Annotated in this window: 12 protein-coding genes; 10 read left to right on the forward strand and 2 right to left on the reverse strand. The window is 71.5% G+C overall.

Annotated elements, in window-relative coordinates; translation table 11 throughout:
• Window positions 1-39 precede the first annotated feature (39 nt).
• The 5 genes from hutI (at window position 40) to ACFVX6_RS00695 (ending at window position 5,667) form a co-directional block, all read left to right on the forward strand.
• On the forward strand, window positions 40-1,218 hold the full coding sequence (hutI, locus tag ACFVX6_RS00675) for an imidazolonepropionase (RefSeq protein ID WP_389686478.1): 1,179 nt from the start codon (window positions 40-42) through the stop codon (window positions 1,216-1,218).
• 210 nt (window positions 1,219-1,428) lie between these two features.
• Window positions 1,429-2,133, forward strand: coding sequence for an LPXTG cell wall anchor domain-containing protein (locus ACFVX6_RS00680; protein WP_389686480.1), 705 nt, complete (start codon window positions 1,429-1,431; stop codon window positions 2,131-2,133).
• A 17-nt stretch (window positions 2,134-2,150) separates the two neighbouring features.
• Window positions 2,151-3,182 (forward strand): hypothetical protein, encoded by a 1,032-nt coding sequence (locus ACFVX6_RS00685; protein ID WP_389686482.1) that lies wholly within the window; start codon window positions 2,151-2,153, stop codon window positions 3,180-3,182.
• Window positions 3,179-4,375 (forward strand): hypothetical protein, encoded by a 1,197-nt coding sequence (locus ACFVX6_RS00690; RefSeq protein ID WP_389686484.1) that lies wholly within the window; start codon window positions 3,179-3,181, stop codon window positions 4,373-4,375. The genes ACFVX6_RS00685 and ACFVX6_RS00690 overlap by 4 nt, the downstream gene beginning before the upstream one ends.
• Window positions 4,372-5,667 (forward strand): hypothetical protein, encoded by a 1,296-nt coding sequence (locus ACFVX6_RS00695; protein WP_389686486.1) that lies wholly within the window; start codon window positions 4,372-4,374, stop codon window positions 5,665-5,667. Before ACFVX6_RS00690 ends, ACFVX6_RS00695 begins: the two co-directional genes overlap by 4 nt.
• Before the next feature lie 72 nt (window positions 5,668-5,739).
• Here the strand turns inward: ACFVX6_RS00695 and ACFVX6_RS00700 are convergent, their stop codons facing one another.
• Window positions 5,740-7,257 carry a peptide MFS transporter gene (locus tag ACFVX6_RS00700; RefSeq protein WP_389686488.1) on the reverse strand — a complete coding sequence of 506 codons (1,518 nt, stop codon included), beginning with the start codon at window positions 7,255-7,257 and terminating at the stop codon, window positions 5,740-5,742.
• Window positions 7,258-7,749: 492 nt separating this feature from the next.
• Here ACFVX6_RS00700 and ACFVX6_RS00705 point away from each other — a divergent pair, with 492 nt between their 5' ends.
• Window positions 7,750-8,427, forward strand: coding sequence for a response regulator transcription factor (locus ACFVX6_RS00705; RefSeq protein ID WP_243335168.1), 678 nt, complete (start codon window positions 7,750-7,752; stop codon window positions 8,425-8,427).
• 61 nt (window positions 8,428-8,488) lie between these two features.
• Window positions 8,489-9,754 (forward strand): ATP-binding protein, encoded by a 1,266-nt coding sequence (locus ACFVX6_RS00710; RefSeq protein WP_389686490.1) that lies wholly within the window; start codon window positions 8,489-8,491, stop codon window positions 9,752-9,754.
• A gap of 22 nt (window positions 9,755-9,776) precedes the next feature.
• Here the strand turns inward: ACFVX6_RS00710 and ACFVX6_RS00715 are convergent, their stop codons facing one another.
• Window positions 9,777-10,334, reverse strand: a complete 558-nt coding sequence (locus ACFVX6_RS00715; protein WP_389686492.1) for a GtrA family protein — start codon at window positions 10,332-10,334, stop codon at window positions 9,777-9,779.
• Between the two features lie 223 nt (window positions 10,335-10,557).
• Here ACFVX6_RS00715 and ACFVX6_RS00720 point away from each other — a divergent pair, with 223 nt between their 5' ends.
• Genes ACFVX6_RS00720 through ACFVX6_RS00730 form a run of 3 tightly spaced genes read left to right on the forward strand, consistent with a single transcriptional unit; the run spans window position 10,558 to window position 13,429 of the window.
• Entirely contained in the window at window positions 10,558-11,697 is a 1,140-nt protein-coding gene (locus ACFVX6_RS00720) for a 5-(carboxyamino)imidazole ribonucleotide synthase (RefSeq protein ID WP_389686494.1), read from the forward strand.
• Window positions 11,694-12,230, forward strand: coding sequence for a 5-(carboxyamino)imidazole ribonucleotide mutase (gene purE / locus ACFVX6_RS00725; RefSeq protein ID WP_389686496.1), 537 nt, complete (start codon window positions 11,694-11,696; stop codon window positions 12,228-12,230). The genes ACFVX6_RS00720 and purE overlap by 4 nt, the downstream gene beginning before the upstream one ends.
• Window positions 12,227-13,429, forward strand: a complete 1,203-nt coding sequence (locus ACFVX6_RS00730; RefSeq protein WP_389686498.1) for a dipeptidase — start codon at window positions 12,227-12,229, stop codon at window positions 13,427-13,429. The genes purE and ACFVX6_RS00730 overlap by 4 nt, the downstream gene beginning before the upstream one ends.
• Window positions 13,430-13,598 lie beyond the last annotated feature (169 nt).

Consider the following 13,598-nt stretch of genomic DNA (forward strand, 5'->3'; position numbering starts at 1 on the left):
CCTGCGGCGGGCCTTCCCCCACCCCGAGGACGGCAACTCATGACCACCACAACCATCACCAACATCGGCAGCCTCGTCACCAACGACCCCGCACTGGGCGACGGCACCCCCCTCGGCTTGATCCAGGACGCGGCCGTGGTCATCGACGGTGACCGCATCGCCTGGGTCGGCCCCGCCGACAAGGCCCCGCCCGCCGACGAGGCGTTCGACGCGCAGGGCCGGGCGCTCATCCCCGGCTTCGTCGACTCCCACTCCCACCTCGTCTTCGCGGGCGACCGCACCGCCGAGTTCAACGCCCGCATGTCCGGCCACAGCTACTCCGCCGGCGGCATCCGCACCACCGTCGCCGCCACCCGCGCCGCCTCCGACGCCGCGCTCGAAGCGAACCTGGTGCGCCACCTCCACGAGGCCCGCCGCCAGGGCACCACCACCTTCGAGACCAAGTCCGGCTACGGCCTCACGGTCCAGGACGAGGCACGAGCACTCCGCATCGCCGCCGCGCACACCGAGGAGGTCACCTACCTCGGCGCGCACATCGTCTCCCCGGACTACGCCGACGACCCGGGGGGCTACGTGGACCTCGTCACCGGCGAGATGCTGACCGCCTGCGCCCCGTACGCCCGCTGGGTGGACGTGTTCTGCGAGAAGGGTGCCTTCGACGGCGACCAGGCCCGTGCGATCCTCACCGCCGGGGCCGCCGCCGGGCTGATCCCGCGCGTCCACGCCAACCAGCTCTCCCACGGCCCCGGCGTACAGCTCGCCGTCGAGCTCGAAGCCGCTTCCGCCGACCACTGCACCCACCTCACCGACGCCGACGTCGACGCCCTCGCCCAGGCGGCCGGCACGACCGTCGCCACCCTGCTGCCCGGTGCGGAGTTCTCCACCCGCGCGCAGTGGCCCGATGCCCGCCGGCTCCTCGACGCGGGGGTCACGGTGGCGCTGTCGACGGACTGCAACCCGGGCTCCTCCTACACGAGTTCGATGCCGTTCTGCATCGCCCTCGCCGTCCGCGACATGGGGATGACCCCGGACGAGGCCCTGTGGTCCGCCACCGCCGGCGGCGCCCGCGCCCTGCGCCGCGCCGACATCGGCGTCCTGACCCCCGGCGCCCGCGCCGACCTGGCCCTGCTGGACGCCCCCAGCCATGTCCACCTCGCCTACCGGCCGGGTGTTCCGCTGGTCTCGGCCGTCTGGCAGAAGGGCCTCAAGACGGCCTGAAACAGCCTGAATCCGGACGCCGCAGACCGCCCCCGGGTGCGGACCGCGGCGTCCGGGGGGTCCGTGGGCGGCCCATGCACCGCCTGTGGACGGGCTGTTGATACGGCGCTGTCCTTTGTCTTCCCTCCGTAAGGCCCCGGGGCTACCTTGAGCCACCAATCTGATGTGCCGTCAGTAACTTGTGGCCCAAGGTTCGAGGGGAAGACGAAGGTGTCCGACCGGAAACGCTCCACCGCGCTCGCGCTGGCCTCCGCGCTGGCGGGGGCGGCGGTACTGCTGGCCGCCCCTGCAGCCCATGCGGCCGTTGTCGACGTCCAGTACGACTGCAAGACCCCCATCGGGGACAAATCGGCGGTCTCGCCGATCGAGATCAAAGGAGTCAAGGAGGGCAGCGGGTACAAGCTGACGATGTCCTTCCAGAAGGGCGTCTCCTCCAGCCCCATCGAGCTCGGCAAGGGCGCGATGACGCCCAGTGCCGTGATCATGGTCGACGGCGCGGAGAAGGTGTCGGTACCGGTCTCCGGTCCGCCCAACTCCGAGGCCGTTCCGGCCAACACCCCCATCAAGATCAGCGACCTCTCGGGCACGTACACGCCCAAGAAGTCCGGCAAGGTCAACCTCACCGCCGGCGTGCTCACGATCAAGGCGATGGGTACGACCACCACCTGCACCCCGGGCAACAGCCCCAAGCCGTCCCTGGAACTCGACGTGACGGCCCCCGGAGGCGGCAGCGCGACCGGCTCGACCGGCTCCACCGGCTCCACCGGATCGACCGGATCGACCGGGGACAGCCTCCCGCAGACCGGCCCCGAGGACTCCGCCATCGCCCTCGGAACCCTCGGCGCCACCGTGCTCCTCTCCGGCGCGGCCGGCGTGCTCTGGCTGACCCGGCGCGGCCAGCGGGCCCGGTCCTGAACGGAGCGCACCCGGTCATGTCCGTGCTCCACTCGCCCCGAAGGCCCGGCGGGCTCCTCCGCGCCGCCCTCGCCGCCGTGGCCGCCGCCGTGCTCTCCTGCACGATGGCGGCCCCGGCCGCCGCCGACGAGCCCGGCTGGACCGCCGAGCCCGTCGCCGGGAGCGCACCGGCGACGGCGAAGTCCGGGGCCCGCCCGTTCTTCTACGCCGCGGGTACCTCCGGCACGGTGCTGGAGGACCGCCTCGCCCTGGCCAACACCAGCGACCAGGAGCACACCATCACCCTGCGGGGCGCCGACGCCTACAACACGGCGGCCGGCGCCTTCGCCGTGCGCTCCGCCAGGGAGTCCACCGGCGCGGGCCTGTGGATCAGCTTCGGCGCGGGCACCACGGTCAAGGTCCCGGCGCACACCCGCGCCGTGGTCCCCTTCACCGTCACCGTGCCGCCCGGCTCCCCGCCCGGGGACCACCCGGCCGCCGTCGTCGCCACCGAGTCCGGCCGCGAGGTGGGCGTACGGGTCCACCTGCGCGTCGGCGGCCCGGCGCTGGCGGCGCTCACGGTCGAGGACGTCTCCGTACGGGGCAAGGGCGCGACCGCGCGCGTCGCGTACACGCTGGTCAACCGCGGCAACGTGGCCCTCGCCCCCGAGCTCGCCATCAGCGCCGAGGGAGCCCTCGGCAAGGTCGCGGGCCGCAGCATCCGCACCCTGCCGGTCGAGGTGCTGCCCGGCCAGCGCGTCGAGCTGACCGAACCCTGGCCCGGTGCGCCCGTGTTCGACCGGGTCGCCTTGACCCTCACCGTCACGGCCCCCGGCGGCGCCCGCGCCACGGGGAGCACCTCGGCCTGGTTCGTGCCCTGGGGCATCGCGGGCGCGACCGGCCTCGGGCTGCTGGGCCTCGGCGCCGTCGCGGCGGCCGCGCTGCTCCTGGAACGCAAGCGGCGGATCCGGTCCGGCGACGGGACCGGGTCCGGGCCCGCACCGCACGGGAGCGCCGTACCCGAAGAAGCCCCAGCGCCGGAACACGAGTTGACGGGAGCACCCAGGTGAGCGCCAAGGCCGGTGGGAGACACGGCGGCAAGGTCAGGGCCCTGGTCGCCGCGGGACGCGCGGGGCTGGCGGCGGGGCTGGTGGTGTGCGCGCTGGCGCTGTTCACGGCGGCCCCGGCCGCCGCGGACGACGGGCCCAAACCTGCCGTGGCCCTCTCGCTCAAGGAAGCCGCCAAGGGCACGGAGATAGCCGTCACCGGAACGGGCTGGCGGGCCAAGACCATGGTGATGCTGCTGGTCTGCGGGCAGAACATGATCGGCGGCACCAACAGCTGCGCCAACGCCGACGGCGTGGCCGTCTCGGTCGCCGACGACGGGCACTTCTCCGCGCAGCTCCCGGTGGTCGGCCCGCCCAAGCCCTGCCCCTGCGTGGTCAACGTGACCTCCGTCAACGGGGACCAGTCCACCGTCGGGGCCCCGCTGAAGATCACCGACCACCCGGTGGCCGACCTGCCCGCCGAGGGCGGCACGGCCCGGCTCGCCCTGCTCACCGGGGTGCAGCTCAAGGGGGAGGACGGGGTGCTGACCTGGTTCGGGGCCCCGCCCGGCCGGAAGTTCACGGTCACCGTGGGCAATCTCGGCTCCGCCGCGGTCAAGGACCCGGTCTTCCAGCTCGGCACCGCCCACGGGGTGTTCGCGCCGACCTGGGAAGAGGTCCGCTGGAAGGGCACCATCCCGCCCGGCGGCAAGGCGGAGGTCGCCCTCGACGCCACCCTGTCGGCCGGCGCCCACGGCGACTACACCCTCTCCCTCAAGTACGGGGAGACGGTCCTGGCCACGCAGCCCTGGGGCGTGGCCCGCCCGTACGGGGTGCTGCTGTTCTGGGGCCTGCTCCTGCTGGTGATCCCGGCCGGGATCTTCCGGATCGGCATGGCCGTCGTCGACAAGGTCCGCCCCCGGACGGGACTTTCGGTGAGCGGGGGCCGCCACCGCGGCTACCGCCCGCAGCCCGACCCGGCGGCGGCGGTGACCGCCCGGCTGCCCCGGATCCCGGCGGTACGGGGGCCCGCGCGGGGTCCCGTACGAGGACCGCTGGCCCGCTCCGCCCCGCCGGCCGAACCCCCACAGACCACCACGGCGGCACTGCCGTGGTTCACCCCGGACAGCGCGCCGGGGCCACAGGAAACAGAAGCACCTGCACCACAGACGTCCGCACCGTCTGAGAACAGTCCGACGACGAAGGGACTTCAGTGAAAACCCAACGGAGGGCGAGCGCGGCCGCGGTCGCGCTGCTGCTCGGCGGCGCGGGCATCGCCATGGGGGCCACGCCGGCTCAGGCGGACGTGGTCGACGTGAAGTACGACTGCAAGACGCCGATCGGGGACAAGTCGGCGGTCTCGCCGATCGACATCAAGGCCGTCAAGGAGGGCAGCGGGTACAAGCTGACGATGTCCTTCCAGAAGGGCGTCTCCTCCAGCCCGATCGAGCTCGGCGCGGGCGCGATGACCCCGAGCGCGAAGATCGTCCTGGGTGGCGTGGACGCCGGGACGGTCGATGTCACCGGCCCGGCCAACCCCGAGCCCATCCCGGCCAACACGCCCATCAAGATCAGCGACCTGTCGGGCACGTACACGCCCAAGAAGTCCGGCAAGGTCACCTTCACCGCCGGTGTCCTGCTGATCAAGGCGATGGGCACCACCTCCACCTGCACCCCGGGCAACAGCCCCAAGCCGTCCCTGGAACTGGAGGTGACGGCCGGCGGCGGCACCACCCCGCCGACCACCCCGCCGCCGACCAGCAAGCCGCCCACGAGCCCGCCGCCCACCAGCAAGCCACCGACCACCCCGCCGCCCACGACGGCTCCGCCCACCAGCCCCGCACCCTCCCCGTCCGGCGGGGGCCAGACCGACTTCCCGGGCCAGACCGTGGACGTCACCTTCGACTGCGGGGCCTTCATCCCCGGAGGCCCGCTCAAGGGCAAGGTGACGATCAACGCGAAGAAGAACGGCGGCAGCTACGACCTGACCGCCACGACCGCCAAGGGCGTGATGAACAGCCCCGCGGACCTTCCGGCGGGAGCCCTCAAGCCCCAGATGGACATCAAGCTGGGCGGCGCCGACAGCGGCACCGTCAAGGTCGGCGGTCCGGCCAACGCCGAGGCGATCAAGGCCGGCTCGCCGGTCAGCCTCAACGACATGACCGGCACCTACAAGCCGGGCAAGACCGGCAAGACCACGCTGACCCCGGGCCAGCTGACGATCAACGTGGTCATGGCCCCGGGCGCCGCCCCGATCGTGGTGCCCTGCGCCGCGACCACCAGCGCGGTGTCGCTCACGCTCGACACCGCCGCCCAGCCCGGCGGCTCCGGCACCTCGGGCGGGAGCAGCTCGGGCACCTCGGGCAGCACCTCGGGCGGCCTCGCCCAGACCGGAGCATCGGACGACGGCGGCATCAAGGCCCTGGCCCTGGTCGCCGGCACGGTCATGCTGCTCGGCGCCGCGGTCTTCACCTTCACCCCGTGGCGCCGCCTGCGCGGCCAGCGGTAGGCCCCACCCGCAACGACGGAACGGCCCGGCACACCTTTCGGTGTGCCGGGCCGTTCCGCGAGGTCGGACGCGTCAGTGGACGCTGCCCATCAGGGACTGGACCTTCTTGCGGTACGAGTAGACCGCGATGCCCGCGATCACGGCGGCCAAGGCCTCGAAGCCGATGATCCAGGTGCCGTTCAGGTCCACCTTGGCGATGGAGAGCAGGCTGGTGATGCAGTCACCGGCGGTGACCGCGAGGAACCAGACGCCCATCATCTGGGAGGCGTACTTCTGGGGAGCCATCTTCGTGGTGACGGAGAGGCCGACCGGGGAGACGCACAGCTCACCGATGGTCTGGATCATGTAGATCGAGACGAGCCACATCGGGGAGACCTTGACGTCGCCGCCCGCCATGTTCATCGGGACGATGAAGACGAAGAACGAGGCGCCGACCAGGACCAGACCCATCGCGAACTTCACGATGGTGTTCGGCTCCTGGTTCTTGCGCGCCAGCCACAGCCACAGCCAGGCGAAGACCGGTGCCAGGGCCATCACGAACAGCGGGTTCAGCGACTGGTACCAGGTGGCCGAGAAGCCGAGGCCGAAGACGGTGTCGGCGGTCTTGTCGTCCGCAAACAGCGACAGCGTGGAGCCACCCTGGTCGTAGATCATCCAGAAGACGGCGGCGGCGATGAAGAAGAAGATGTACGCGGTCATCTTCGACTGCTCGGTGACCGACAGGTCCTTGTCGCGCTTGATGCGCGTCAGCACGGCGATCGGGATGAACAGGCCGGCCAGCGTCAGCGGGACCAGGGCCCAGTTCAGCGTGTAGGCACCGAGGGCGACCACGGCGCCGTAGAAGACGGCGACACCCAGAACGGCGAGGGCGACCTTGGTGAGGACGGCCTTGCGCTCCTGCGGCGTCAGCGGGTTCGGGACCAGGCTGCTCTTCGGGCTCAGGTGCTTGGTGCCAAGCAGGAACTGGGTGAGGCCCAGCGCCATGCCGACGGCGGCGAGCGCGAAGCCCAGGTGCCAGTTGTGCTCCTTGCCGACCGTACCGACGACCAGCGGGGCGACGAAGGCACCGAGGTTGATGCCGATGTAGAAGAGCGTGAAGCCACCGTCGCGGCGCGGGTCCTCGGGACCGTCGTACAGGTGGCCGACCATCGTGGAGATGTTGGCCTTCAGCAGACCGGAACCGGCTGCGACGAGGATCAGACCGACGAAGAACATCGCCTGGCCCGGCACGGCCAGCGACACGTGACCGGCGATGATCACGAAGCCGGCGATGGCGACCGTCTTGCGGGCGCCCCAGACGCGGTCACCGAACCATCCGCCCGGCATGGCCATGAGGTAGACCATCGAGACGTACACGGAGTAGATCGCCGTGGTCGTCGCCGCGGTCATCGCGAGGCCGCCGCCCTGGCTGCCCGTGGCGGCGTCGGCGCCGCCCGAGACCAGGTAGTACACGAGGAGGGCGCGCATGCCGTAGTAGGAGAACCGCTCCCACATCTCGGTCATGAACAGAGTGGCCAGGCCACGGGGGTGTCCGAAGAAGGTCTTCTCGGTGGAGGGGTCCGCCGAGTCCTTCGTCAGGCTGGAAGCCATGGTCGATCCTTGCTTGCTCGGGACGCGCGGCTTCGTGAGCTCAACGGCGCCCGGTGAGGGGTGGCCGGTACCGGCTTCGGGTGTTCCGGACCCCACGCCCGGGGGTTCGCTCCGCGGGGGCGAAGACGAAAGAACATCCGTAACCGGGATCCACGCCCCGTCGCGCTCCATCGCGCGAAGGGCCCGGCCCATAGGTCATTCACTGTCATCTGCCCGGAACGGGCGGTGCGACAACAATGCCTGCCCGATCAGGGCAGAAATAGAGACTTTCGGCTGGTTTTGGCTCGAAAGTCTCTTGGAGATAGTGCATCAGGCGTCTCGACACCATACGACACGACAGTGCCGCATATGAAAGTACTTGAGATATGGATCACAGGTTCCGGTGGAACCAACTGGGTGCATTCGAAGGCCGTGAGGGGTTAATGGGCCCAGATAGAGAGGGGCTTGCAGGCGGGCCTCTTCTTTCCCCCGCCGCGGACTACCATCACCCACATGACGCGTGTACTGCTCGCCGAGGACGACGCATCCATCTCGGAACCCCTGGCCCGCGCCCTGCGCCGGGAAGGGTACGAGGTCGAGGTCCGGGAGGACGGCCCCACCGCCCTGGACGCGGGACTGCAGGGCGGCATCGACCTCGTCGTGCTGGACCTGGGCCTGCCGGGCATGGACGGTCTGGAGGTCGCCCGCCGGCTGCGCGCCGAGGGCCACGGGTTCCCGATCCTGGTCCTCACCGCCCGCGCCGACGAGGTCGACACGGTCGTGGGCCTGGACGCCGGCGCCGACGACTACGTGACCAAGCCCTTCCGGCTCGCCGAGCTGCTCGCCCGTGTCCGGGCCCTCCTGCGGCGCGGCGCCACCGAGGCCTCCCAGGCCCCGGCCACCCACGGGGTGCGCATCGACGTCGAATCGCACCGCGCGTGGATGGGCGAGGAAGAGCTCCAGCTCACGGCGAAGGAGTTCGACCTGCTGCGCGTCCTCGTCCGCGACGCGGGCCGGGTCGTCACCCGCGACCAGCTCATGCGCGAGGTCTGGGACACCACCTGGTGGTCCTCCACCAAGACCCTCGACATGCACATCTCCTGGCTGCGCAAGAAGCTCGGCGACGACGCGGCCAACCCCCGCTACATCGCCACCGTCCGCGGGGTCGGCTTCCGCTTCGAGAAGAGCTGAGAGCACCTTCGAGAAGAGCTGAAACCACCCCGGACCGCATATCTAGGGCATTCTCTGACCCATGCGCCGCCGCCTGATCAACTCCACGCTCGCCGTGGTGCTCGTCGTCATCGCCGTCTTCGGGGTCTCCCTCGTCATCGTCGAGACCCGCACCATCACCAGCAGCGCCCAGGACCGCATCGAGTCCGAGGCGCTGCGGCTGGTGGGCATCGTCGAGAGCGACGTCCTGGAGAAGAAGCCGGTCGACCCCGGCACGCTCGCCGAACAGCTCGACCCCGGCCGGTACGCCCGGATCACGATCCCCGGCCGGGAGCCGGTCGAGATCGGGACGCACATCACCGACAGCGTCATCCGGGGCACCGCCCGCGGGGAGCAGGGCGAGACCGTCGTCGTCGAGGAGTCCCGCTCCACCGTCACCCGCGAGGTCGGCCGGACCCTGGCCGTGGTCGGCGCCGTCGCCCTGCTCGCCGTCGTGGCGGCCGTCCTGCTCGCCGTGCGCCAGGCCAACCGGCTGGCCTCCCCGCTGACCGACCTCGCCGAGACGGCCGAGCGCCTCGGATCGGGCGACCCGCGGCCCCGCCACAAGCGGTACGGGGTCCCCGAGCTGGACCGGGTCGCGGACGTACTGGACTCCAGCGCCGAGCGGATCGGCCGCATGCTCACCGCCGAGCGGCGCCTGGCCGCGGACGCCTCGCACCAGCTGCGCACCCCGCTCACCGCCCTGTCGATGCGGCTGGAGGAGATCACCGTCACCGACGACCTGGAGACCGTACGGGAGGAGGCGACGATCGCCCTCACCCAGGTGGAACGGCTCACGGACGTGGTCCAGCGGCTCCTGACGAACTCCAGGGACCCGCGCACGGGCTCGGCCGTCCCCTTCGACCTGGACGAGGTCGTCAAACAGCAGCTGGAGGAGTGGCGCCCCGCCTACCGCAGCGCCGGCCGGGCCGTCGTCCGCTCCGGGAAGACCGGCATCCGCGCCGTGGGCACCCCGGGCGCGGTCTCGCAGGTCCTGGCGACCCTGGTGGAGAACTCCCTCATGCACGGCGGCGGCACCGTGGCCCTGCGGACCCGCGTGATCGGCAACCAGGCCGTACTGGAGGTCACGGACGAGGGGCCGGGCGTTCCGCCGGACCTCGGCAACCGGATCTTCGAGCGGGCCATCAGCGGCCGCAACTCCACCGGCATCGGCCTCGCCGTGGCCCGGGACCTCGCGGAGGCCGACGGCGGCCGCCTGGAGCTGCTCCAGACCCGGCCGCCGGTGTTCGCCCTGTTCCTCAGCCGGACCGCGCCGGAGCACTCCGAGCCGGAGCAGACGGTCCGCTGAGGGCGGCCGGAGGCAGGGAACCTCAGTTCGCGGCGGTCTCCGGGGTCCGCGCCACCGGGGCCTGTGCGTCGGCCGGGGCCGCCGGGGCCTGTCCGTCGCGCTGCTCGACGACCAGCGAGGCCGCGGACGGCGCGGGCAGGGCCTTGAAGACCCAGGTGCGGTAGGACCAGAAGCGGAACACGGTGGCGATGCCGATGCCCGTGAACTTGAAGAAGTTCGAGGCGAGCGGCCCGTCCCAGTGGAAGCCGTAGGTGGCCGTGAACAGGATGCCGTTCTCGATCACGAGCCCGATCGCGCTGAACGCGACGAACAGCCCGAGCTCACGGGTGCGGCCCGCTCCGGTCCGGTCGGCCCGGTCCCGGTAGGCGAAGTAGCGGAAGCCCAGGTAGTTCGTGACGATGGCCACCAGCGTGGCTATCACGCTCGCGCGCACCACCTGGAGATCGGTGACCTGCCGGATCAGGTTGAAGACGCCCAGGTTGACCAGGACCCCCAGCCCGCCGACGGCCCCGAACCTGGCGATCTCGCGTGCGAGCCCGCGCACGCGGTCGAGGACGGATCCGTTCTCCGGCTTGCTCATATGAGGCTCAGTCCTGTCTTCGGGGCCCCCGTATGAGGCGTCACACGTTTACGTCACACGTTGACCCGTGCGCGCCCATGCTAAGTGTCGCCCCATCGGTCCGTCTGCGCCTTCGGACACCGTGCGACACACGGCACACCCGCCACACCCGAGCGCCGGGTACCGGCCAGGGGCGTCCCGATGCGGGTCCGGATGGCGGAATACCGCCGGATACCCTGGAGGAGTGACGTTCCCGGTAGTCGGCATGGTCGGCGGCGGACAGCTCGCCCGCATGACCCACGAGGCGGGTATCCCCCTCGGCATCAGATTCAAGATCCTCAGTGACACCCCACAGGACTCGGCGGCCCAGGTCGTGAGCGACGTCGTCATCGGCGACTATCGCGATCTGGAGACCCTCCGCGCCTTCGCGCGCGGCTGTGACGTGATCACCTTCGACCACGAGCACGTGCCCATCGCGCACCTGCGGGCCCTGGAAGCCGACGGCATCGCCGTCCGCCCCGGGCCCGACGCGCTGATGCACGCCGCGGACAAGGGGGTGATGCGCGCCCGGCTCGACGAGATCGGCGCGCCCAGCCCCCGCCACCGGATCGTGAGCGATCCGGCGGACGCGGCGGCCTTCGCCGAAGAGGTCGGCGGGTTCCCCGTCATCCTCAAGACGGTGCGCGGCGGGTACGACGGAAAGGGCGTGTGGTTCGTCCGTACGCAGGCGGACGCCGAGGCCCCGTTCAAGGCGGGCGTCCCGGTCCTGGCCGAGGAGAAGGTGGACTACGTCCGCGAGCTCGCGGCCAACATCGTCCGCTCCCCGCACGGCCAGGCCGTGTCCTACCCCGTCGTGGAGTCGATCCAGGTGGACGGGGTCTGCGACACGGTCATCGCCCCCGCCCCGAACCTCTCGGAGGCCCTCGCCGGCGAGGCCCAGGCCCTGGCCCTGCGCATCGCCAAGGAACTCGACGTGACCGGCCACCTGGCCGTGGAGCTCTTCGAGACCACCGACGGCCGGATCCTGGTCAACGAACTGGCGATGCGCCCGCACAACAGCGGCCACTGGACGCAGGACGGTGCCATCACCTCCCAGTTCGCCAACCACGTACGGGCCGTCCTGGACCTCCCCCTCGGCGACCCGCGCCCCCGCGCCCGCTGGACGGTCATGGCGAACGTGCTCGGCGGGGACTACCCGGACATGTACGCGGCGTACCTCCACTGCATGGCCCACGACCCGCAGCTGAAGATCCACATGTACGGCAAGGACGTGAAACAGGGCCGCAAGGTCGGCCACGTCAACACCTACGGCGACGATCTGGACGATGTGCTGGAGCGCGCACGTCACGCAGCCGGCTATCTCAGAGGATCCATCACCGAATGAGCACCTCCGCAGCAGCTCCCGTCATCGGCATCGTCATGGGCTCGGACTCCGACTGGCCCGTCATGGAGGCCGCCGCCAAGGCCCTCGACGAGTTCGAGATCCCCTACGAGGTCGACGTGGTCTCCGCGCACCGGATGCCCCGCGAGATGATCGCGTACGGGGAGCGGGCCGACGGGCGCGGCCTGAAGGCGATCATCGCGGGCGCGGGCGGGGCAGCCCACCTGCCCGGCATGCTCGCCTCCGTCACCCCGCTGCCCGTCATCGGCGTACCCGTCCCGCTGAAGTACCTCGACGGCATGGACTCCCTGATGTCGATCGTCCAGATGCCGGCCGGAATCCCCGTCGCCACCGTCTCGATCGCCGGCGCCCGCAACGCCGGGCTGCTCGCCGTACGGATGCTGGCCGCGCACGACCCGGAGCTGCGGGCCCGGATGAACGACTTCCTCCAGGACCTCAACGACCAGGCCACCGAGAAGGGCAAGCGGCTGCGCAACAAGGTCGCCGGCCAGGAGTCGTTCGGGTTCGGCAAGTGAGCGCGGCGGGCGGGACGGGCGCCGCCCGGCACCTGGACGCGGCGCGCGAACTGCTCGCCGAGCACCCGGTCGTCGACGGACACAACGACCTGCCCTGGGCCCTGCGCGAGACGGTGCGCTACGACCTGGACCGGCGCGACATCGGCCGCGACCAGAAGGGCCACCTGCACACCGACATCCCCCGGCTGCGCGCCGGCGGGGTCGGCGCGCAGTTCTGGTCGGTCTACGTGCGCTCCGACTACGCGGGGGACGAGGCGGTCAGCGCCACCCTGGAGCAGATCGACGTCGTCGCCCAGCTGATCGACCGTTACCCGCACGACCTGGTGCGGGCGCTGACGGCCGACGACATGGAGGCGGCGCGCGCCGAGGGCCGGATCGCCTCGCTGATGGGCGCCGAGGGCGGGCACTCCATCAACAACTCGCTCGCCACCCTGCGCGCCCTGCACCAGCTCGGCGTGCGGTACATGACGCTCACGCACAACGACACCATCGACTGGGCGGATTCGGCGACCGACGAGCCCCGGCACGGGGGTCTCAGCGAGTTCGGCCGCGAGGTCGTCCGCGAGATGAACCGGATCGGCATGCTCGTCGACCTCTCGCACGTCGCCGCGACCACGATGCGCGACGCGCTCGCGGTCACGGCGGCGCCGGTGGTCTTCTCGCACTCCTCGGCCCGGGCCGTCTGCGACCACGTGCGCAACATCCCCGACGACGTGCTGGCGCTGCTGCCGGCCAACGGCGGGGTCGCGATGGCCACCTTCGTGCCCAAGTTCATCCTCCCGGCAGCCGTCGAGTGGACCCTGGCCGCCGACGAGAACCTGCGCGCGCACGGCTACCACCACCTCGACACCACCCCCGGGGCGATGGCCCTGCACCGGGCCTTCGAGGAGGCGCGCCCGCGCCCGGTGGCCACGGCCGCCACCGTCGCCGACCACCTCGACCACATGCGCGAGGTGGCCGGGGTCGACCACATCGGCATCGGCGGGGACTACGACGGCACCGCCTTCACCCCGTCCGGGCTGGACGACGTGGCCGGGTACCCCAACCTGGTCGCCGAGCTGCTGGCACGCCGCTGGTCGAAGGCCGACCTGGCCAAGCTGACCTGGTCGAACGCGGTACGGACGCTGCGCGACGCCGAAGCGGTGGCGCGCGAGCAGTCGGCCTCCCGGGGCCCGTCCAACGCGGTGCTCCAGGTGTGAGGCCGAGGAGCCCCGCCGCTTCCTGGCCGCCCCCGCCCGGCGGATCCGGCGTACGGACCGTGACCAGCGAACACTGCCGGTTACACCCGAACGCCACATCCGCCGGGCGCCCCCGGCGTCCCACATGTCACGGTGGCAACATCTTCCCTGCTTCTCTCCCGCTGCTTTT

The organism is Streptomyces sp. NPDC058289 (assembly GCF_042880975.1).
Taxonomy (GTDB): domain Bacteria; phylum Actinomycetota; class Actinomycetes; order Streptomycetales; family Streptomycetaceae; genus Streptomyces; species Streptomyces stoeckheimensis.

What these genes read in the sequence shown, in the direction of transcription:
- ACFVX6_RS00715 (WP_389686492.1), bottom strand. Translation starts at nt 10,334, where the DNA reads ATGAGCAAGCCGGAGAACGGATCCGTCCTCGACCGCGTGCGCGGGCTC.
- ACFVX6_RS00685 (WP_389686482.1), top strand. Translation starts at nt 2,151, where the DNA reads ATGTCCGTGCTCCACTCGCCCCGAAGGCCCGGCGGGCTCCTCCGCGCC.
- ACFVX6_RS00705 (WP_243335168.1), top strand. Translation starts at nt 7,750, where the DNA reads ATGACGCGTGTACTGCTCGCCGAGGACGACGCATCCATCTCGGAACCC.
- purE (WP_389686496.1), top strand. Translation starts at nt 11,694, where the DNA reads ATGAGCACCTCCGCAGCAGCTCCCGTCATCGGCATCGTCATGGGCTCG.
- hutI (WP_389686478.1), top strand. Translation starts at nt 40, where the DNA reads ATGACCACCACAACCATCACCAACATCGGCAGCCTCGTCACCAACGAC.
- ACFVX6_RS00700 (WP_389686488.1), bottom strand. Translation starts at nt 7,257, where the DNA reads ATGGCTTCCAGCCTGACGAAGGACTCGGCGGACCCCTCCACCGAGAAG.
- ACFVX6_RS00710 (WP_389686490.1), top strand. Translation starts at nt 8,489, where the DNA reads ATGCGCCGCCGCCTGATCAACTCCACGCTCGCCGTGGTGCTCGTCGTC.